This is a genomic window from Fervidobacterium pennivorans DSM 9078 (genome assembly GCF_000235405.2).
Lineage (GTDB): Bacteria > Thermotogota > Thermotogae > Thermotogales > Fervidobacteriaceae > Fervidobacterium > Fervidobacterium pennivorans.
This window is the reverse complement of record NC_017095.1, coordinates 870,175-890,360: the sequence shown is the minus strand read 5'-3', so window position 1 is coordinate 890,360 and position 20,186 is coordinate 870,175. Positions and strand designations below refer to the sequence as shown.

18 protein-coding genes are annotated in these 20,186 nt (G+C 38.6%); 9 read left to right on the top strand and 9 right to left on the bottom strand.

The window, feature by feature from the left end; translation table 11 throughout:
- Window positions 1-79: 79 nt before the first annotated feature.
- On the bottom strand, window positions 80-1,348 hold the full coding sequence (locus FERPE_RS04090) for an SLC45 family MFS transporter (RefSeq protein ID WP_014451391.1): 1,269 nt from the start codon (window positions 1,346-1,348) through the stop codon (window positions 80-82).
- 524 nt (window positions 1,349-1,872) lie between these two features.
- Here FERPE_RS04090 and FERPE_RS04085 point away from each other — a divergent pair.
- From FERPE_RS04085 to tusB, 5 genes are read left to right on the top strand one after another with little or no spacing between them, the layout of a single operon-like run.
- On the top strand, window positions 1,873-2,115 hold the full coding sequence (locus tag FERPE_RS04085) for a sulfurtransferase TusA family protein (protein WP_014451390.1): 243 nt from the start codon (window positions 1,873-1,875) through the stop codon (window positions 2,113-2,115).
- A gap of 47 nt (window positions 2,116-2,162) precedes the next feature.
- Complete coding sequence (gene tsuA / locus FERPE_RS04080; RefSeq protein WP_014451389.1) at window positions 2,163-3,155, top strand: thiosulfate transporter TsuA; 993 nt, start codon at window positions 2,163-2,165, stop codon at window positions 3,153-3,155.
- Window positions 3,156-3,193: 38 nt separating this feature from the next.
- Complete coding sequence (locus FERPE_RS04075; protein ID WP_014451388.1) at window positions 3,194-3,547, top strand: DsrE/DsrF/TusD sulfur relay family protein; 354 nt, start codon at window positions 3,194-3,196, stop codon at window positions 3,545-3,547.
- 39 nt (window positions 3,548-3,586) lie between these two features.
- Window positions 3,587-3,943 (top strand): DsrE family protein, encoded by a 357-nt coding sequence (locus FERPE_RS04070; protein WP_041262824.1) that lies wholly within the window; start codon window positions 3,587-3,589, stop codon window positions 3,941-3,943.
- A gap of 10 nt (window positions 3,944-3,953) precedes the next feature.
- Window positions 3,954-4,229, top strand: a complete 276-nt coding sequence (gene tusB / locus FERPE_RS04065; RefSeq protein ID WP_014451386.1) for a sulfurtransferase complex subunit TusB — start codon at window positions 3,954-3,956, stop codon at window positions 4,227-4,229.
- A gap of 45 nt (window positions 4,230-4,274) precedes the next feature.
- Here the strand turns inward: tusB and FERPE_RS10350 are convergent, their stop codons facing one another.
- The gene (locus tag FERPE_RS10350) at window positions 4,275-4,877 is read right to left on the bottom strand and encodes a sulfurtransferase TusA family protein (RefSeq protein ID WP_041263250.1); all 603 of its coding nucleotides are present in this window, start codon (window positions 4,875-4,877) and stop codon (window positions 4,275-4,277) included.
- A 110-nt stretch (window positions 4,878-4,987) separates the two neighbouring features.
- On the opposite strand from FERPE_RS10350, the gene lpdA reads away from it, so the two are divergent.
- On the top strand, window positions 4,988-6,355 hold the full coding sequence (lpdA, locus tag FERPE_RS04055; RefSeq protein ID WP_014451384.1) for a dihydrolipoyl dehydrogenase: 1,368 nt from the start codon (window positions 4,988-4,990) through the stop codon (window positions 6,353-6,355).
- Window positions 6,356-6,408: 53 nt separating this feature from the next.
- On the opposite strand, the gene uvrB is transcribed toward lpdA, so the two are convergent.
- The 7 genes from uvrB to FERPE_RS04020 all read right to left on the bottom strand — a co-directional run bounded on the left by uvrB (window position 6,409) and on the right by FERPE_RS04020 (window position 14,354).
- Window positions 6,409-8,406, bottom strand: coding sequence for an excinuclease ABC subunit UvrB (uvrB, locus tag FERPE_RS04050; protein ID WP_041262823.1), 1,998 nt, complete (start codon window positions 8,404-8,406; stop codon window positions 6,409-6,411).
- Between the two features lie 74 nt (window positions 8,407-8,480).
- On the bottom strand, window positions 8,481-10,175 hold the full coding sequence (locus FERPE_RS04045) for an Rqc2 family fibronectin-binding protein (RefSeq protein WP_014451382.1): 1,695 nt from the start codon (window positions 10,173-10,175) through the stop codon (window positions 8,481-8,483).
- Between the two features lie 32 nt (window positions 10,176-10,207).
- Window positions 10,208-11,188, bottom strand: coding sequence for a 2-hydroxyacid dehydrogenase (locus tag FERPE_RS04040; RefSeq protein ID WP_014451381.1), 981 nt, complete (start codon window positions 11,186-11,188; stop codon window positions 10,208-10,210).
- Between the two features lie 131 nt (window positions 11,189-11,319).
- A complete protein-coding gene (locus FERPE_RS04035; RefSeq protein ID WP_014451380.1) occupies window positions 11,320-12,525 on the bottom strand; it encodes an inorganic phosphate transporter in 1,206 nt (401 codons plus the stop codon).
- Between the two features lie 71 nt (window positions 12,526-12,596).
- A complete protein-coding gene (locus tag FERPE_RS04030; protein WP_014451379.1) occupies window positions 12,597-13,271 on the bottom strand; it encodes a DUF47 domain-containing protein in 675 nt (224 codons plus the stop codon).
- 76 nt (window positions 13,272-13,347) lie between these two features.
- A complete protein-coding gene (locus FERPE_RS04025; RefSeq protein WP_014451378.1) occupies window positions 13,348-14,136 on the bottom strand; it encodes an alpha/beta hydrolase in 789 nt (262 codons plus the stop codon).
- Window positions 14,137-14,153: 17 nt separating this feature from the next.
- On the bottom strand, window positions 14,154-14,354 hold the full coding sequence (locus FERPE_RS04020) for a hypothetical protein (protein ID WP_041262822.1): 201 nt from the start codon (window positions 14,352-14,354) through the stop codon (window positions 14,154-14,156).
- Between the two features lie 109 nt (window positions 14,355-14,463).
- On the opposite strand from FERPE_RS04020, the gene FERPE_RS04015 reads away from it, so the two are divergent.
- The 3 genes from FERPE_RS04015 (at window position 14,464) to FERPE_RS04005 (ending at window position 20,178) form a co-directional block, all read left to right on the top strand.
- Complete coding sequence (locus FERPE_RS04015) at window positions 14,464-15,480, top strand: LacI family DNA-binding transcriptional regulator (protein ID WP_014451377.1); 1,017 nt, start codon at window positions 14,464-14,466, stop codon at window positions 15,478-15,480.
- 208 nt (window positions 15,481-15,688) lie between these two features.
- Window positions 15,689-17,815, top strand: coding sequence for a beta-galactosidase (locus FERPE_RS04010; protein WP_372590700.1), 2,127 nt, complete (start codon window positions 15,689-15,691; stop codon window positions 17,813-17,815).
- A complete protein-coding gene (locus FERPE_RS04005) occupies window positions 17,812-20,178 on the top strand; it encodes a glycoside hydrolase family 94 protein (RefSeq protein ID WP_014451375.1) in 2,367 nt (788 codons plus the stop codon). The genes FERPE_RS04010 and FERPE_RS04005 overlap by 4 nt, the downstream gene beginning before the upstream one ends.
- Window positions 20,179-20,186 lie beyond the last annotated feature (8 nt).

The window sequence follows — 20,186 nt, the reverse complement described above, 5'->3', positions numbered from 1 at the left end:
GAATTATCAAAATATCCCCCGTGGGTTCTAAACCACGGGGAATTGTCTTTTGTGGCAACACGCTTTTTACTTATTTTGCTTAACTCACTTTGACATCTCCTCTTTTGACAAACTGAAGTGTTAGAACAGCTAATACGAAAAAGGCCAACGTGAGTATTATAAGAGTATTGTATCCGATTTTATCGATAAAGAACCCAGCGAGTGGTGGTGCGATAATGTTTGCTGCCATAGAAAAGAAGTAATACAACCCCGTGTAGCCTCCAACCTTTTCCTCTACAGTCATATCGACTATCGTGGGTAGAGAATTAACGTTAACCATCGCCCAACCAAAGCCTCCAATTGCAAATAGAGCAAAGAATACTTTCGTCAATAATCCTACATCAGTGATTATCTTAGTTGATAGTATCGTACCGATGAGTATAGCGATAACTATTGACAACCCTATCGTCATTGTCTTCTTCCTGCCTATTCTTGAGCCTATAAACCCCGCGGGAATTGCAAAGAGCATAAACGTTAATGAGAAAAAGCCGAGCACAAGTGCACCGGTGCTTTCTTTAATCCCCATTTGGAATTTCGCATAACTTGTGAAGAAAGTTTCGAGTGCGTTGTAGCCGATGAACCACAAGAGTATTGAAAGAAGCATCATCAAAAGGCTCTTTTCTTTGGAAGTAAAGACATCTTTCAAGTTCTCTTTTAATTCTTCTATTGTTTTCTTATAGACATTCTCAAATCTTACTTTCTCTCCTGTCTCTACTTTGTATTTTTCGTCTTCTCTTATGAACAAAACAACGAGCAGCTGGGCAATAAGCATTATCATAGCTCCAACGTAGAATGGCAGACCGGGATTTTTGTCGTACAGCGGTTTTCCCGCGAAAAACGCAAGGAGTGCACCTACTCCGCCCATGAAATTAATTACGCCATTTGCTTGACTTCTGTACTCAGATGGAGTTATATCAGGCATTAGTGCAATCACAGGAGACCTGAAGAGAGCCATAAAAAAATTCATGAAGATAATGTTTAGCATCATTAACCATAATACATGCCAAGCTCTTGTTATGGGTATGAGCGAAAACGTCATAGCAGCAAGCGGTGCCCCAACAAGTATGTAAGGCATCCTACGACCGAGTTTTGTTCTCGTTTGGTCGCTTAGAACTCCTATAAGTGGAAGCATGATAATAGCAAAGATGTTATCAATAGTCATGACAAAACCTATGAGAGTCGATGATAGCTCAAAGTCTTTCAAAAATATCGGAACATAGGAGTTGTACAGTGGCCAAACCAAACTTATTCCGAAGAACCCAAAACCGAGAAGCAACAACTTCTTGAATGAGAAATCCGCCTTTTTCATCCCTGCCCCCCCGCTTTTTGGTGGATAATGTTAACTAAAAATATTAGAAACATGCGTAAAGTCTGGAGATGGTTAACAAGAAAGAATGATACTCTCGGAAAGATGCAAACCAAAGAATCAATCTATGTTATTATAACACTACTTTGTTAAAAATACTTTGCTGAAATTCGAGTTACTTATCCATCCACTAAATGAAAAGACCTTACTGGGGTATTGTTCTATCAAAAAATGGCATTGTTGGTGTTAATATCTTAAAACTTATCATTACGAGAGAACTCATCCGACACTTGAAAATTTGTTTTAGCGCCTTAAATATGACCTTGAAGACTCGTATTTGCAAAATTTACCAAACTGTAACATGTTAATCGTGAAATTCGTAACTAGAATCTGGTATTATATAAGTGAAAAATATCACTTTATTAAAACTTGTATTAATGACTAACGATAAGTTTTTGGTGATATTCAAAAGAAATCTTTCACAAAACTGGCAAGTGCCAGTACAAATAAAAAGGGAGGTATGGATTATGGGTAAGTACAACGTTTCAAAGAGTCTGGATGTTAGAGGAGAGGTTTGTCCAGTACCAGATGTTGAAACAAAAAGGGCTTTGAAAAGCATGAAACCTGGTGAAATTCTTGAAGTTTGGATTGATTATCCAATGTCAAAGGAACGAATCCCAGAGACGGTAAAAAGTATGGGACACGAAGTTCTCGAAATTGAAGAAGTTGGACCAAGTGAGTGGAAGATTTACATCAAAGTCAATGGATAAGTTTGGAAGAAGTTTATAACAACTGAATCTTTAAAGGGGGAGTATATATGTCGTGGACAGGTTTACTCATAGGAATAATATTTGGTTTTATTTTGCAAAGAGGCAGGATATGTTTTAATTCTGCATTCAGAGACCTGGTCTTTTTCAAAGACAATTATCTTTTCAAACTTTATACGTTTACCCTCGGTCTCCAGGCAATATTGTTTGTAGTGTTTGCTCAGGTCGGTGTTATTACGTTAAATCCTAAACCATTCAACATCGTTGGTAACACTCTCGGTGCATTTATATTTGGCCTTGGTATGGTCTTAGCGGGAGGTTGTGCTTCTGGTGTCACTTACAGATCAGGAGAAGGTATGACCACTGCATGGATGGCCGCAATCATGTACGGACTTACAGCTACCGCAACTAAAAATGGTGCACTTTCCTTTATATCGACATGGATTGGCAAATTTAATGTAAATGTTCAACATGCATCAAACATTTACAACGCTAACAGTGGGCCTACTCTCTCTGATGTTTTTAAGCTCAATCCTCTCGTAATGGCAATCATCTTTGCGGTTGTCCTTTGGATATATACATTTGCAACAAAGACAACTGAGAGAAGCACAAAGCTTTCTTGGAAAGTCTCTGCTGTTCTTTTGGCAATACTTGCTGTTTTTGCATGGTGGACAAGCCAAAAATCTGGTAGAATGTATGGACTTGGTATTACCGGGGGTTGGATCAACTTATTCTCTGCTTTCACATCAGCTAAACCGCTCAATTGGGAAGGATTTGAAATTATCGGTATAATCATAGGTGCTGCTATCTCAGCAGTTGCGGCTAAAGAATTCAAACTCAGAATGCCCAAAAATCCAATTACATATGTCCAGGTTATAGTTGGTGGATTTTTAATGGGAGTGGGAGCGGTAATGGCATCAGGATGTAACATAGGTCATGCTTTAACAGGTGTTGCACAAATGTCTATAGGTTCGATAGTTTCAACCATATTCTTTATGCTTGGAAACTGGACAATGGCATGGTTCTTGTTCGGAAGAAAATAATGAGAAAGTAATTAACATAATGCTGCGAGGTGAAAAGAATGAAAATCGCAATTCAAGTTATGGTGACTCCATATACGCATGAAGATTTAGACACAGCTATACATATAGCAGAAGCTGCACTAAAAAAGGGTCATGAAGTAACAATATTTTTGTTCGCAGATTCTGTCTTGGCGATTAATAAGAACGTGAAACCAATAAGAACCGATAGGAACATCCCACAAGAGATGAAAGAGTTAGCCGAAAAAGGTGTCCACATAGAGATTTGCGGTATCTGTATGGACTATCGAGGAATAACTACAGATATGATTATTGAGGGCTCACGGCCAAGCGGATTACCCGAGCTAGCAAAACTTTTTGCAGAATACGACAGGTTTATAAGTTTGATGGCTTGATGTACGAAATTTCAATGTACTGAATGTGGGGTGATTTTAGTGGCTAAGAAACTATTGTTTGTAGTCTACCAATCTCCAGTAGGAGCAATATGGGTAAATGAAGCGTTTAGAACGGCATTTGGTATGTACGGTGAAGACCTTGAACCAGCGGTGTTGTTGATGAACGAAGCAGTTGTAGCTGTTAGGCCAACATGTAAACCTGAATGCTTGGGATTGTTACCAATAAGCATGGTAAAGAAGTATTTAGCAAGATATGGAACTCCTGTTTACGTTGTTAAAGAAGACGCCGAGAGATTCAAAGTAACAGAGATAGATCCGGAGTATAATCCGCAATTTGTTGAAAAAAGTGAATTGTCGAATCTTTTCCATGAGTATGACTACGTGATTTTTATGTGAGGTGAGTTAAATGGCTTTGATCTTGGTGAAATATGGGGTTGATAACCCGGCAGAGCAAGTTAAGTTAGCAGTGGCAAACGAAAATGATAAGGTTGTCTTGATTCAAAACGGTGTTTTCTTTGCTGCTCTTACTGATGTTCGTAAATTAACAAAAGCGGAAGTCTATGTTTTGAAAAACGATCTCGAAGCCCGTGGATTTTGTGAAAATGACGTTGCTAACGTAAAGTTCATAGATTACGATGGATTGGTTGAATTAGTTGAACAAGAAGAGAAGTTCATAGGGTGAAAAGCTCAATAAAAAACGACAAGCGGGTGAATCCGCTTGTCGTTTTTACTTGTACATATTTTCATTTTTACACCTAATGTATATATAGATGTTGCCTAAGCTGTCTTTTTTCTTAGTGATTACTTCATGCCCTAGTTGTTTAGCTCTATAGGGGATCCTTTCACCCGAGAGTGGGTAGTCAACGATAACTAAAAGTACTTGTCCATCTTTCATGTCTTGTAACTTTTTCTGAGTTGCTAAGTCTGGAACGGGACAGATTTCACCACGCATGTCAAGAACAACATCCGGAGTAAATTCTTGTTCGGAAAGTGGCTCAAAGTTGATCAGGTCGTTTAACTTTTGACTATTTAAAGAATTTTTTCCATTTACCCTGTCTACAAATTCTAATGCTAATTCCAAAAGTTTGTAAATATCCGTGGAGGAGAAGTCAAAATATTCCGTGCCGTTCTCATACCTGGAACTAAGAATACCGGCTTCTTTCATTGATTTCAGATACCTATAAGCTGTTGAAATGTCGATACCAACAATTTCTGCCACTTCAGAGGCATTGTGGTAGTTGTCAAAAACGGCCATTAAAATTTCCAAACGTTTTTGATTTGAAAGAAGAGAAAAGAGTTTTTCAATTGTCAGATTCTTTTTCTTCTTCATCAACTTTCTCGCCTCTTTACTATTGAGTTTGTTATTGTTTTGGTTTACAATTATTGTATCATTTGTATGAGTTATAATCAACGTTTTGAAATACGGAAAGGAGTGAGAGTATGAACTTTGATGCAATTATTATCGGTGGCGGTCCAGGTGGATATGTTTGTGCAATTAAGCTTGCACATTATGGAAAAAAGGTAGCTCTTGTTGAAAAAGAAAACCTTGGTGGGACGTGTACAAACTGGGGTTGTATCCCAACAAAGGCACTTCTAACCGCAACACACTTGCTCGACGAGGCAAAGGAAAAGGCTGATAAGCTTGGTATCAAGCTTTCGATTGAAGGTTTCGACCTTTCAAAAATCATGGCTCACGCAAGCAAAAGCATAATGATGTCAAGAAAAGGTATCGAGTATTTGATGAAAAAGAACAACGTAACAGTTATTAAGGGAACTGCGGAGGTTGTTAATAAAAACAAAGTAAGAATAAAGGAGACGGGCGAAGAGCTCGAAGGTTCAAACCTAGTCTTAGCACATGGGTCTGTGCCGACAATATTCCCGCCTTTCAGTCAAGTGGAAGGTATATGGACAAGTAACGATGTTTTCCTTATGAAAGAACTTCCTTCATCTTTGTTGATTGTTGGTGGAGGAGTAATCGGAGTTGAGTTTGCAACTTTCTTTAGTTCCCTTGGTGTAAAAGTGAAGATCGTCGAACTCGCTGACCATATCCTTCCATATGAAGATGATGACGTCGTTGTGGAGATTAAGAAATCATTTGCAAGAAGAGGTGTTGAAATAAAGGAAAAAACGAAGGTTGAAGATGTTAAGAAGGTGGCAGATGGATACGAAGTAGTAGTAATTGATTCAGAAGGAAAAACTGAGACCGTTGTAGTCGATAGAGTTCTTGTTGCAATTGGAAGAAGACCAAATATTCCTGACGATGTAAAAAATCTTGGCGTAGAAATTGAGCGAGGAATTAAGACTGATAAGAGAATGAGGACCAATATTGAAGGTGTTTATGCTATTGGCGATGTGAGAGGTCAAATCATGCTCGCTCACGTTGCTATGTACGAAGGCGTCGTTGCAGCGAAAAATATTGCAGGCATAGAAGCTGAAATGGACTATTCAGCAGTTCCATCGATTATATTTACAAATCCAGAGATTGCTTCAACAGGACTTAGAGAGAAAGATGTTGATAAGGATAAAGTTAAGATTTCAAAATTCCCGCTATCGGCAAATGGAAGGGCAAGAACTATGCTTGAAAACATTGGATTCGTAAAGATAATTGCCGATAAAGAAACAGAAACAGTCTTAGGTATGTCAATTGTTTCCCCGGTTGCAACCGAACTTATCATGGAAGGCGTTATTGCTGTTAGGAATAAATTAAAGGCACACGAACTTGAGGAATCCATACATCCACATCCGACCCTAAGCGAAAGCGTTCTTGGTGCTCTGGAAGGGATAACAGGTTTGCCAATACATCTGTGATACGTTACTTGAAGAATTGTGAAAAAAGAAAGGGGCTGTTGCCCCTTCTTTTTTCATTTATTCAATTTATTGTTTTTCAGTTCTTCCTTAACCCTAAACAACTCATCTCTAATTTTTGCTGCGTCTTCGTATCTAAGTTCAGAAGCTGCTTTGTACATCTCCTCTTCAAGAAGTGCTGCGTAATCTTCCAAGGGAAGAGATTCTTTCAGGGCAAAGATGCTATCCTCATAGACTTTGTATAGCTCTTCTTCTTCCTCTTTGAACGGTGCAAAGATATCCTCCATCATAGGTTTAACGATTGTTTGAGGCTTGATTCCATGCTTCTCATTGTACTCTATTTGGATTTTCCTTCTCCTGTTTGTCTCCTCAATCGCTCTTTGCATTGCCGGAGTGATTTTATCTGCATACATTATCACTTTTCCATTTTCATTTCTTGCCGTTCGCCCTATAATCTGAATCAGTGTGGTCTCGCTACGTAAGAAGCCTTCTGTATCGGCGTCGAGTATAGCGACAAGCGAAACTTCCGGTAGGTCCAACCCTTCCCTTAACAAGTTCACACCAACGACAACATCAACCTCGCCAGAGCGCAGCTTTTTTAACACTTCAAATCGTTTGATAGCATCGAGTTCGGAGTGTAGATACAAAGCCCTAATGTTGAATTCAACCAGATATTCTGCTAACATCTCTGCAGTTTTCTTTGTTAGAACTGTGACAAGAGCGCGTTCGCCTCGCTTTTTTACTTCAACGATTTCTTTTACTAAGTCGTCAATTTGATATCTCGTGGGTCTAACTTCTACAAGGGGGTCCACTAGCCCTGTTGGTCTTATTATTTGCTCAACAACTTGTTCAGAAACTTCCAATTCAAAAGGACCAGGGGTAGCGGAGACAAATATCACTTGATTTACTTTCGATAGGAATTCTTCAAACTTAAGTGGTCTGTTATCGTAAGCGCAAGGCAGTCTAAATCCATATTCAACAAGGCTTTTCTTTCTGGACATTTCTCCGTGATACATTGCCCTGAGTTGTGGGATTGTGATGTGTGATTCGTCTATGAATACGATATAATCTTCGTCGTAGTAATCAAGCAGTGAATAAGGTGGTTCTCCTGGTTTTCTCCCATCGAAGTGCCGTGAGTAGTTCTCAATGCCCGTGCAGTAACCCAGTGTACTCAACAGTTCGATGTCGTTCATCGTTCTTTGATACAGCCTTTGAGCTTCAAGCTCCTTGCCTTGCCTTCTAAGTTCTGCGAGCCTTTCTTCAAGCTCTTGACGTATGCTTTTTACAGCCATTGTAATCTTTTCTTCGGTTGTAACGTATTCTTTAGCCGGATATATTGTTATCCTGTCTAAGCGCTCGATAATATCCCTGTTTAATCTATCGAATGTGTAGATTCTGTCAACTTCATCACCAAAAAACTCTATATGGATACCTTCATCCTGGTAAGTTGGGAAGATTTCGAGAGTGTCACCACGTAAGCGAAAGCTTCCAGTTAATCCTACGTCTTCTTTTCTTTCATATCCTATTTGTACTAAGTGTTTGAGCAAATCGTTGAGTTTAACACGCTCTCCAACGGCGAGTTTTATGTTGAGAGTATCGAAATCACGAGGGTCACCGCAAGCGTATATTGCCGAAACACTTGCTACAACTATGACATCTCTTCTGGTCATTATCGATTTTATAGCACTCATCCGCATTCTTGCTATTACTTCATTGATGTCTGCACTCTTTTCTATGTATAGATCCTTAGTAGGTACATAAGCTTCCGGCTGATAGTAGTCGTAGTAGCTTATAAAGAATTCCACTTTATTCCTTGGAAAGAAAGATTTAAACTCAGTGTACAACTGTGCGGCAAGTGTTTTATTCGGAGAAATTACTAAGACGGGTCTTTCTATTTCCTTTATAACATTTGCCATTGTGAATGTTTTTCCGCTGCCTGTAACACCTATGAGCGTTTGAAATCGGTAACCTTTCTTTAAGCCTTCCACTAACTTTTCAATAGCTTGAGGTTGGTCACCTGCAGGCTCGTAATCACTGACAAGCTCGTAAAGCATAATATCACCTTCGTATTTTACCGAACTTTGGTGTAATCCACCCTGTTTGAGCGTAATTATTTTGATAATTCGTTTCATTGATACTTTTCATCGGGAGTTACAAAAAGTGTCTTAAAATTTGAGTAAAGCACAAGCCCTGGTTTGAAACCTTTGGGTTTTTTTACGTACTTTATGTATGTATAATCCACCGGTACTTTTGTGGAATACTTTCCTTTACTGAATTGTGCAGCTAATTTTGCAGCATACAAAAGAACATCTTCATCAACAGGTTTACCATTCGTTTTTATTACGACATGCGCACCAGGCATACCCTGTACATGGAGCCATATATCGTGTTCACTAGATTTTCTAACTAGTTCGTCGTTTTGCTTGTTATTTCGCCCCACAAGAATTGTAAAACCTTTATACATGTACTTTCTTGGTTCAGACCTTGACTTTTCACTTTTCGATTTACCAATCTTCCTCTTGTGAGTTTTCTTTATCAAGTCGTTTTCGATCATTTCTTCTTCAATCTCTTCTAGTTCTTCCAACGTTTCTGCGTTTTCTACTGTATCTTGTAACTGTTTCAAGTATTCTAATTCTCTTTTAAGCACAATTTCGCGTTCGCTTAATCCCTCTAATTTTTTCTTTAATTTATTGTAGATCTTGAAATATTTAACACTGTTCTCTATAGGGGATAGGTGTGGTTCCAATGGTACCATTACATTCTGATTCGTTTCCCAATCAAAAAGTTCAACACTATCTACTCCGTGTGGTATTTGGTAACTGTAAGCTTTTATCAGTTCCCCGTATTTCCTATATTTATCAGATTCCAAGCACTCTTCTCTTTCTTTTTCAATCTGTGTTAGAACATCTTCCAAAGAAGAAATACGATTGTTAACAATGGTTAGCAATTGGGTGCGTTTCTGAATTAATTTATCCTTCTTCTCGACAAAATCAAAGTACTCATTAATACAGCTGACGACATTCTCGCATCTTTTTAGGTCATTGTATTTGTGAAGCCTAAATGCTGAGATATCAGCGGGTTGTTCGTTTTCGTAATATATGTATATAACTTTCTGACTGATTTCTTCTGATATGCTTGAAAGACCTTCAACCAGATTCTCTAAATCGCTTCTATCCACAAGTGACAGTGGTTTATCTTCTACTTCCGAGCGGAAAAGAAGCTCTTCAGCGGTTTGTTTTGAAAATCCCTGGATGGTGGAATAAATAAATTCTGAAATCATCCGCTGCTTGTTTTGGAATCTATAAAGTGCATCTGATAGTCTTTCCAACGTTACCTCATCTATCCGGAGTTTCTCGGACGGAAACAAAATGAACGGTTCTCCAGGGAATATCTTTCTCACGCGCGTCTCTATTCTTTTGTAGGCATCGACTATCAATCCATTTTCGACCAAAACAGCGTTTGAATGCTTTCCCATGATATCGAAGTAGATTTCATATTCGTGTCTTTCACCAATCTCATCAAATTTGCGTAATTTCATAACCATCGTTCTTTCATATCCATTCGTTGTAAGTTCTGTAACTTTACCGCCACGGATTCTACTGCGCAGTAATTCAACAAACGTGTGTTTGTCGGGTTCCTTCACTAAATGGTCTGTAAATGAGATATGCGAATAATTCGGGTTCAAGGATATTTTCAAATCACCTTTGTCGAATGAAAAGTATATCACCTTATCGTAAAGGTATATGTTTCTAACGTTTTGTCCAAGAACAGATTCTTTAATCTCTTCAACAACGATTTTCATTACAAAACCATCGAACGGCATTTAAATGCTCCTTTCCACTGCTTTATTTCTTATCAGTACTCACTCTTCAAATCAACAATGTTACTTGGCATTCCACCAGAAAGAATTCTCCTAAGATTTTCAATAGTTTCATCTATTCGTCCGACTTGCCCTTCTATCGTAAAACCTCCAACGTGTGGTGAAATAACCACGTTTTTAAAAGTATGGATTGGATATCTTGATGGGAGTTGAACTGCGTGGTCGGAATCAGGGTACAAATACCAAGTATCAATTGCAGCACCTGCAAGAATTCCATTTTTCAGAGCATAGTACAGCGCCTCTTCTTCAATAATCTGTCCTCGACCAACGTTCACCAAAAACTTTCCTTGCATTTGTGATATGATTTCTTTGTTTATAAGATGATGAGTTTCCTTTGTGAGTGGCAAAGCAACGAAAATAACCTTCCCAAATTTTATTGCTTCCTCGAGATTGTTGGTGACATAATTCACCCCTTCCACAGGTTCAATGTTCTTTTTAAACCCCATTATTTCGCACTCAAAACCGCTCAGCAACTTAGCTAAGTGTTTCCCAATTGTACCAAGTCCAAGGATTGTTACTCGCTTTCCTTGGAGCGAATACCAAAAGTCTTCAGGTTTTGCTCCTGCTTCGTAACCGTGCCAAATACCTTTTGCAAGGTCGTTGTGGAACTCTACAACCCTGCCCAGAAGTGCTAGTGCTAATCCCAACGCTCTCTCGGCGACAATTTTTCCATTACCGTGGTTGTTTGCAACGATAATGTTCCTTTCGTCTAATAAGTCAATAGGTAATCCATTAACACCGGCCCAAGGAACTAAAACAAATTTTAAATTCTTTGCGTTTGTCACTTGTTCTTTTGTCAAACTCCCACTCACTATTACATCCGCATCTTCAATATGTTTATGTGCTTCTTCTCTATCTTTTGGGACGATGAAGAAATCGTTTGGGAATTCCTTTTTTAGGTCTTCTATGCGCTGTAGAAAATAGTCTATCATTTTAGTAAGAAAGAGAACTTTCACGTGCACACCTCCCTTCGATAACCTATTCTACTTTATCCATTTAATTATATCACGTGGTGTATGACAAATAAAAAGGTCCCAATGAGGGACCAAACAGTGGATTTTATGAATGATGGTAACCGTATCTGATGTCAGAATAACCTTGTTAAAATCAAGAAAAGTAGAGCGCTAACGCTCGCTGAGAATGGGATTGTTATAAACCATGAAATAAGTATATCCTTAAGTATATCTACGTTTACGACTTCGATTCCACGTGCGAGTCCAACTCCAGTAACCGCACCAACGACGGTGTGGGTTGTACTGACAGGAAAACCAAAGATAGATGATAACAGGACCGTTGTCGCAGTTCCAAAATCAACCGAGAAACCCCTTGTGTTGTTGAGTTCGGTGATGTTATGTCCTATAGTTTCCATGACCTTGTAGCCGTAGAGTAAAACTCCTAAGGCAATTCCGAGTCCTCCAATGAATAGGATATACTTTGGGATTTCTATAGCACCCACATTTGTTGTTCCCGATTGCCTTATCATAACTATCAACGCTATCGGGCCAACCGCATTCGCAACATCATTAGCACCATGTGCAAAACAAACATAAGCGGATGTCATAACTTGAATGCGCCTAAATATACCTTCAACAGCATCGTATTCATTGTCTTTGTTGTTAGTCATTTTTCTTAGGAGCAAGGAAGATAATATAAAAGCAACAACAAAAAATACAGAACCAGCCAAGAGAGAAACATTGTAAGGTTTTTTGAGGGTCTTAAGAGAGAAGAGGAAAGAAATGAGGAAGAAGGTGAAACCTATCAAAAAGGGGGGGACTTTCTTAGCTGCTTTGAGTGGACTTGGACGATGCAAGATTGTTAAGACTATAATTTTAAAAGCTATAAATGCTAACAACCCACCAACTATGGGAGAAATTATCCAAGAAAGTACAATCTTTCCAAGCTTTGACCAATAAACTACCTTAACTCCACCACTTACCAGTCCGAATCCTATCATTCCACCGATTATTGAGTGCGTTGTAGAAACAGGCATTGCAAAAACAGTTGCTACCATGACCCAAATAGCTGCAGCCAAAAGTGCTGACAATGCGCCATATATGATGTGATTTGGATTTGTTATATGTTCTATCGAAACTATTCCATTTGCGATAGTTTTTGTAACGGTGGCACCAAACATAACTGCACCAAGAAATTCAAGAAAAGAAGCAAGAAAGGCTGCTTGTTTTGGCGTTATTGCCTTTGCACCAACAGCTGTTGCCATACCATTTGCCACGTCGTTTGCACCTATAGTGAATGCCATGAACATTCCAACCAATATGGTAAATAGTGTAATCACGCTCTTTCCCTCCTCTTTAGTGTGCGCATATATAAACAACAGTTCTCATTTCAAAACTTTTTCAAGCTTTTTCAACTGTGCGTTATCATCCTGATTCGCTCAACAACATTTTTTGCCCTATCTTCAATTCTCATAAGAAGAATTACGACATTGTTTAAGAACATTATATCAACCGGGTTCATCTCATTTTTCTTTGCGAACAACCTTTTACCAAGTTCCAAACCAAGCTTGTCCGATGAGCGCTCATCTGCTTCAACAGTTTCTATCTCTTTGGCTTCTTTCTCGATTTCCTTCGGTGCAAAACCAGATTCCACAACGTTCTTTAGTTCCTGAATTGTTATATCCATGTGCTCCACGCTTTTTCTAACAGCATCTGCAAGTTCTAAAATAGGAGCTTTAATATCCTCAGGTACAGGGTCTACCTGGTTTATTGTTAAAACCTTAACCACATCGTCTGTCAAATCTATAATAGAATCTACGTTGTGGAGTATGTCAAGGAAATCGGACTTGTTAAAGTATGTCCATTTGAGTTTGCTGTATATATCCCTAAGTTGAAGCTTAAGTTGGTCAGCATTATCCTCCAACCCATCTATTTCTTTGGACAGCTCATTTACCTGTATGTTGTTCAAATACTTCTCAATGGCTGTATACATTAAATTTGCAGCCTTTACACAGAGTTTTGAATGCTCACTCAGCAACTCAAGAGGAGAACGGTAAGGTATCAGTCTTTGAAAGATGTTCGCCATCTCGCCACTCCTTTCCAAAAGCATTTTGAGTTTCTGCGAAAATTATATCATATAAGTGGGTTTTTCACACTTTAAGTTACTTAACTTTACTTATATTTTCTTTTTCGGACACATTCTTCTTTAAGAACTCTTCAATAGCTTTAACCACAATGCTCATTTGTTCGTATCCTCTGATTTTGGCTTCCTTATCACCTTTTTGAAGACCGTAGCTTCCGAATTGTGAGTGGTTACCTCCAAGTATTTCAACATATTCCGTTGCTGTTGGGAAAAAAGCTTTCTTTTCCTTAATCTTTTCAGGTGGTAAAACTCCATCTTCGGAACCATAGATGCACAGTGATTTTATAGGCATGTGTGAAATATCTCTTGCCGGGTATGAAGCGAGGAAAATTATGCCTTTAACCGTGGTTCCAACAAGCTCTGGGTGTTTAACTAAGAACTCAGAAGCTGCTACACCACCAAGTGAATGCCCTGCCAAGAACCATTCCTTGTCTGAAAACCTTGCATCATTTATTATTGCTTTCGCCGAATCTACATCGAAAATTGCAAAACTCAATGGAACATTTAGTATCACTGTTGTTATTCCCTTTTCGGCAAGTCGATAAGCAAGAGGTGCATAAGCAGTGTAATCAACATGCCCTCCAGGATAAAAAATAATGCCAATGTTTTCAAAATTGTTCTTTTTAACATTTCTTGGTATGAAGTATACGTTCTTTTCCTGTATTACTTCTACATAGTTTGATGATTGCAAATATTCTTTCACTTCTGCAGTAGGCTTTAGAGGATTGTAAGCCCAAGTTATAAAAACAATTATGAGTACTGTCAAAAGAGCTAAAACTACGTAGGATATTCGTTTTAAGCTTTTCATATATTGACTCCTCCATACTAGTCAGAAATCTTCTCGAAAATAATTTCCTTCGGAGATACGTTTCTAGTTCCAATTTCGACATTATCGATTATTATTCTAACTTTTTTTGGGAACTTGTCTATATTAACAGCGAGTAAAAATTTTTCTTGAGTTTTTATATTCGCCCCTGCAAATAAGAACGTTCCAATATTGTCTTTGTCTTTCTGATATTTCTTCAACAACTCATCGCTTTTTTTTGAAAAAGTTGCACTATTATCAAAGAAAGTGGTAAAATTAAGTGAAACGTTCAACTAAAATATGTGATGTAAACAGACTGGGGGTGTTTGAATGGCAACGATAAAGGATGTTGCTAAAAAGGCAGGGGTTTCGATATCAACAGTCTCTTATGTCCTCAACAACACAGGAAAAGTAAGTGAAGAAACAAAGCAACGGGTCCTCAAGGCCATAGAAGAGCTGAATTATGTCCCCAATAACTTCGCAAAAAGGCTGAAAAAGCAGCGATACGATTTGGTTGCGTTGATAGTTCATGAAATAAAAGGACCTTTCTACGATGCACTTGTGCGTGGCATACAAGACGTTTTACATGCGTTCGGTTACAACCTTCTCATCTACTGTACGTTGGAGAACAGAAGGCATGATGTGGATAAATTCTTAAATGTTGGCATTATAGGTGGGATGATTGTTATGACTCCTGTGGTCAAAAATGAAGATATTCTAAGATGGGCAAATGAATATAAAATAATAACACTCGACAGAGATATAAAAGACAAGGCAGGACATATGATAAAAAGCGTTCGGATAAACAACGAGAAAGGTGCGTACGAGGTCGTAAGGTATCTTTACGACTTAGGCCACACAAAGATTGCTTTTATGAAAGGACCAAAAGATTCACTGGATGCTAAGGAAAGATATAAAGGATTCATTCGAGCTATGCACGACCTGAGAATAGAAATAAGGAATGATTATGTACTGGAGGGCAATTTTACTGAAGAATCTGGATACGAGACAATGAAGGAGTACCTGAAGAAGACTTCCAAGAAAGATATGCCTACAGCTATTTTCTGTTCTAACGACGAAATGGCTATTGGTGCAATGAAAGCAATTAAAGAGGCTGGTTTGTCTGTCCCAGACGATTTATCAGTCGTTGGATTCGACGATATCGAACTGGCATCTTATGTTACCCCGTCTCTAACAACAGTAAGAAGACCCATGTATCAACTTGGATCGCTCGCCGCACATATGTTACTAAGCCTCCTCAATAATACTGATGCTTTCCTTTCAGACGTGGTACTTGACGTGAATCTTGTTGTTCGAGATTCGACAAAAGAACCAAAAGAATTTTAAATACTTTGCTGGTGTTCTGAAAGGTACTTATTGAAAAAAAAAAGAATAATCAAGACAAAAATAATGGAATTAAGAGTTATTAGTGTGTATTCACTTCTACCTCGCGAAAATAAGAGATAACTGTGTTTTGTTTTCTTATACCTGGTGTGGTAATATGATAGCGAAAAATCAAGTGAAACGTTTCTATTACATTTCACCACTATCTGGGGTGAGTCTATTGTCAAAAATCGAGATAAAAAACGGAAGGTTTGTTATTGATGGAAAAAACAAGTTTCTGTTCTCTGCCGAAATACATTACTTTAGGTTAGACCCTGAGGTTTGGGAAGAGCGTTTGATTAAAATCAAAGAGGCGGGTTTTGATGCGGTCAGTTTTTATGTCCCCTGGTTCTGGCATGAACCAACAGAAGGTTTCTTTGATTTCTCAGGATTTTCCGACTCTAGAAGGGATCTTATATCTTTTCTCAATGTGACATCAAAACTTGGATTGAAAGTTATATTCAAACCAGGTCCGTATGTAATGTCTGAGCTGAAGAATGAAGGTCTTCCAAGTTGGTTGTATTCTAAAATTCCTCACGCAATTGCTAAAACTTTAGAAGGCAAGCCACATCCAACAAGAGTATTCTCATACCTTCATCCTGATTTTCTCTCTTATGTCCAAATTTGGTATTCACAGGTGGCTAAAATCATTAAGGCCTTTGACAACATAATAATTGTTCAGATCGACAACGAAGTTGGAATGCTTCAGTGGATAACCACACACGGGGACTATAATGAGGATACAATGGAGAAGTTCCGCGCTTACTTGAAAAGAACTCAACAAGAACACTTACTGCAAGAACTCAGCAACTGGTCCTATGGCAAAAGTTTCTCAAAACTGCTGACAGTAGCTTATCACAAGTTTATAAGGGAATATTATGCCGAATATCTTTTGACTTTGAAAAGTTTCCTAAGCGAGAAAGGTATAAACACGCCCGTTATTGTAAATATCCACGGATTCGATATGATGGAATACGCGAAGAGAGGAAAAAGGTATCCGATAGGAGTTTCTCAACTATATAGAGTGGCATCTGAAAAGGACGTATTGATGTCAGGTGATTATTACATTGGTAATGTTGTTCATGAAAATTTTAGTGATTTGGCAATCGCGAACGCGATTATGTTTGCAGTGCAAAATTCGGACCAACCATTATTCTCTGCTGAATTTCAAAGTGGTTTTCAAATGGATAGGCCAAAACTTTTACCTTCCACAATTGACCTGACTTCAAGACAATGCATTGCGAATGGTATGAATGGCATTAACTATTATCTTTTTGTCGGTGGAGATAATCCACCGGATTCAGCGTTAATGGGAACCTATCACGATTGGCAAGCACCTATCAGCCGAGATGGTAAACTCAGAAGAGCCTACTATGTTATTAAGGAACTTATTAGCAACATCAAAACTATTGAGGAAGAACTTGTTAACTCAAAACCTGTTTTTGATACTTATTTTGGATTCATACCGGAGTATTATTCTACAGAGCATTATAGAGAACATGGATTAAATGATATTGGCGACCTCGAATTAAAAAGAGACGTTTCCATCTTCGATGGTGTTATTAGAGCTTTGAAGCTACTTAATTACAACATAGGGGGTGTAAATCTAAGTTCTTCGTTTCCGAATTTGAATGTTGGAACGCTTTGGGTCTTCTCATATAAGTGGATGCCAAGTTATATTCAAAAGAAGTTAGTGGAATACGTTAAATCTGGGGGAAAGCTTGTTATATTTCCTGAAATCCCGGTGGAAGATGAATATGGAAAGAAGTGTACGATTTTAAAAGATGCTTTACAGATAAAGTCTGTTTTTAAACGTGGTTGGGGCGTGGTAAATGCTTTTGGCATAGAGGTTAATGCTTTTCATGTAGAAACCTACGACGTTGATTCTATAGATTGCCAATTTGCCAAGGATTTGGAAGGAAATATCTGTGGGTTTGGAAAAAGTCTTGGGAAAGGTATTGCAGCGGTTTTAGGTTTTGGGTTGGAACTCGAGAGAGAATACAAAGTAAAGGTAGTTGAAAATGTTTGTTCATTCCTTGAGATTCAAAAGATTTTGTCTATTCAAAGTGAGGATTTCGTGGATGGTTATGTGAGAGAGAGCCCTGAAGAATTTATCTTGTTTTTGAACAACTACGATGATTTTGCAAAGAACGCTTGTGTAAGACTTGGTCATAAACACCTGGGTGAAATTCAGGTACCTGCGCGAAAAGGAATAATCCTTCTTGTGCCAAAATCTGAGCAAACGTTTGTAAACGTAACAACCACGGTTACTGTGAAAGGAGAGGAGAATCTATCATGAAGCTATTTGAAAGTAAGTATGGTTATTTTACTGCCGACGGAAGAGAATACGTAATAACAAATCCGAGAACTCCAAGACCTTGGGTAAATGTAATAAGCAACGGAGACTATTCAATAATCGCCTCGCATACAGGAAGTGGCTATTCCTGGAGAGGTAATGCGGGTCAGAACAGAATAACAAGGTTGTATCAAGACCTTATCAAGGACAACTGGGGTAAGTACGTTTATATAAGGGACATAGAATCGGGGAAGTTTTGGTCTGCAGGATGGAAACCAGTGATGACAGAGTATCAATTATACGAAGTTGTCCACGGTATTGGTTATACGGTTTATAAACACAAAGTGAGTGATATTTATTCGGAAATGAAAGTCTATGTGAGTATTGATTCGCCGGTAGAGTTTATGCTCATCACGATAAGAAATGAAGATGACAAGGTCAGAAAGATAGACTTGACTACCTATTTTGAATGGGTTTTAGGTAACTTTCCAGACGAACACAGAGAATTTCATAAGTTGTTCTTTGAACCATCATTCAAAAATAATACTATATTCGTGCAGAAATACCTTGGTCAATTTCCAGATGAAAAAGGCCGTTGGAACAATACGAATTGGGACCATGTAGCGTTTCACAGTGTGAGTTTGCCGGTTAAATCATTTACATGTGACAAAGAATCTTTCATTGGAATGTACAGGGACGAAAGAAATCCAATCGCTATGAGTGTTGAAAAACTCGATAACAAGTGTGACAGATTCGGAGACGCTTGTGCTTCTCTCCAAGTTGAGGTTGCATTGCAACCAGGAGAAGAAAGGAAGGTAGTTTTCACAATAGGTGCAGCGAAAATTGGAGAAGAAGATCCAGAACTACTTGCAGCGAAATATACCGATGTGAAGACTGCGGAAGAGGAATTTGAAAAAACTAAAAAATTTTGGATGGACTTGCTTGAACGGGAATTGGTTGAAACTCCGGACATAGGGCTTAACATAATGACAAATTACTGGACTAAATACCAAGCCATATCTGGCAGAATTTGGGCAAAGTCTGGTTATTATCAAGTTTCGGCAGGGTATGGTTTCAGAGACCAGTTACAAGATTCCCAGATTTTCTTTAGTTTGAACCCGGAACTTGCAAGGAAACAAATTCTTCTTCATGCTGCTCATCAATTCCAAGAAGGTGACGTTTTACATTGGTGGTTCACAATTCGTGGTGGTGGACCAAGAACGCATTGTAGTGATGACCTTTTGTGGTTGCCATTTATCACACAGGAATACATAAAGGAGACTCTTGATTATTCGATTCTTGATGAGATAGTTCCATTTCTTGACGGCGGTAGTGCAACACTTTACGAGCATTGTAAAAGGGCAATAGAAAAGTCTTTCAAGCGTTTCTCACCAAGGGGATTACCATTGATAGGAGAAAATGACTGGAATGATGGACTGAACGCGGTTGGCACAGATTGGAAAGGTGAAAGTATATGGCTTGCCCATTTCTTGTATTTACTTTTGAAAGAATTCATACCAATTATCGAAAGGCAAGGAGATGAAGCATTTGCTGAAAAATGCCGTGATGTTCTTGACACACTCAAAACTTCTATCAACAAATTTGCTTGGGATGGGGAATGGTTCATACGAGCGACAAAAGATGACGGGGAAAAATTAGGATCTAAGGAAAACGAAGAAGGTTTTATCTTCCTCAATGCACAGACTTGGGCTGTAATTAGTGATATTACGGATGACGAAAGAAAGAAAAAAGCTATGGAATCGGTAAAAAAATATCTGCTAAAAGATTATGGAGCACTACTTCTTTATCCAGCGTACACAAAACCAAGAAGTGATATTGGTTACATAACAAGATATGCTCCTGGTCTTAGAGAAAATGGAGGAGTTTACACACATGCAGCAACCTGGGCGGTTTGGGCTTTTGCGCTTATGAGAGATGTTGAAGCTATGTATAAAGCTTACAGAGGAATTTGCCCACCGTACAGAAGTTTTGATATTGACAATTATTGGGCGGAGCCTTACGTAACTTGCGGTAATTCAGATGGACCATTGTCACCTCATTACGGTCGTGGTGGTTGGACCTGGTATACAGGTTCGGCACAGTGGCTACACCGTGTAGCAACCCACTGGATTCTTGGTATCAGACCTAACTACGGATACATTGACATAGATCCCGTTATACCTTCGGATTGGGAAGGCTTTACGTACAAAAGGTTTTTCGGAGACACGTTGTATGTAATCACTGTAAAAAATCCAAATAAAGTAAGTTACGGCGTAAAAGAAATAATTCTTGACGGTCAAAAAGTTGAAAGAGTTCCAATTCTTTCGGATGGTAAGATACATACGGTGGATGTTACCTTAGGTTAGGCAAAACC

Bases quoted from the DNA above. Each gene is read 5' to 3' on its own strand.
- FERPE_RS04090 (WP_014451391.1), bottom strand. From the start codon at position 1,348: ATGAAAAAGGCGGATTTCTCATTCAAGAAGTTGTTGCTTCTCGGTTTT.
- FERPE_RS04085 (WP_014451390.1), top strand. From the start codon at position 1,873: ATGGGTAAGTACAACGTTTCAAAGAGTCTGGATGTTAGAGGAGAGGTT.
- tsuA (WP_014451389.1), top strand. From the start codon at position 2,163: ATGTCGTGGACAGGTTTACTCATAGGAATAATATTTGGTTTTATTTTG.
- FERPE_RS04075 (WP_014451388.1), top strand. From the start codon at position 3,194: ATGAAAATCGCAATTCAAGTTATGGTGACTCCATATACGCATGAAGAT.
- tusB (WP_014451386.1), top strand. From the start codon at position 3,954: ATGGCTTTGATCTTGGTGAAATATGGGGTTGATAACCCGGCAGAGCAA.
- FERPE_RS10350 (WP_041263250.1), bottom strand. From the start codon at position 4,877: ATGAAGAAGAAAAAGAATCTGACAATTGAAAAACTCTTTTCTCTTCTT.
- lpdA (WP_014451384.1), top strand. From the start codon at position 4,988: ATGAACTTTGATGCAATTATTATCGGTGGCGGTCCAGGTGGATATGTT.
- uvrB (WP_041262823.1), bottom strand. From the start codon at position 8,406: ATGCTTTACGAGCTTGTCAGTGATTACGAGCCTGCAGGTGACCAACCT.
- FERPE_RS04045 (WP_014451382.1), bottom strand. From the start codon at position 10,175: ATGCCGTTCGATGGTTTTGTAATGAAAATCGTTGTTGAAGAGATTAAA.
- FERPE_RS04030 (WP_014451379.1), bottom strand. From the start codon at position 13,271: ATGGCGAACATCTTTCAAAGACTGATACCTTACCGTTCTCCTCTTGAG.
- FERPE_RS04025 (WP_014451378.1), bottom strand. From the start codon at position 14,136: ATGAAAAGCTTAAAACGAATATCCTACGTAGTTTTAGCTCTTTTGACA.
- FERPE_RS04015 (WP_014451377.1), top strand. From the start codon at position 14,464: ATGGCAACGATAAAGGATGTTGCTAAAAAGGCAGGGGTTTCGATATCA.
- FERPE_RS04005 (WP_014451375.1), top strand. From the start codon at position 17,812: ATGAAGCTATTTGAAAGTAAGTATGGTTATTTTACTGCCGACGGAAGA.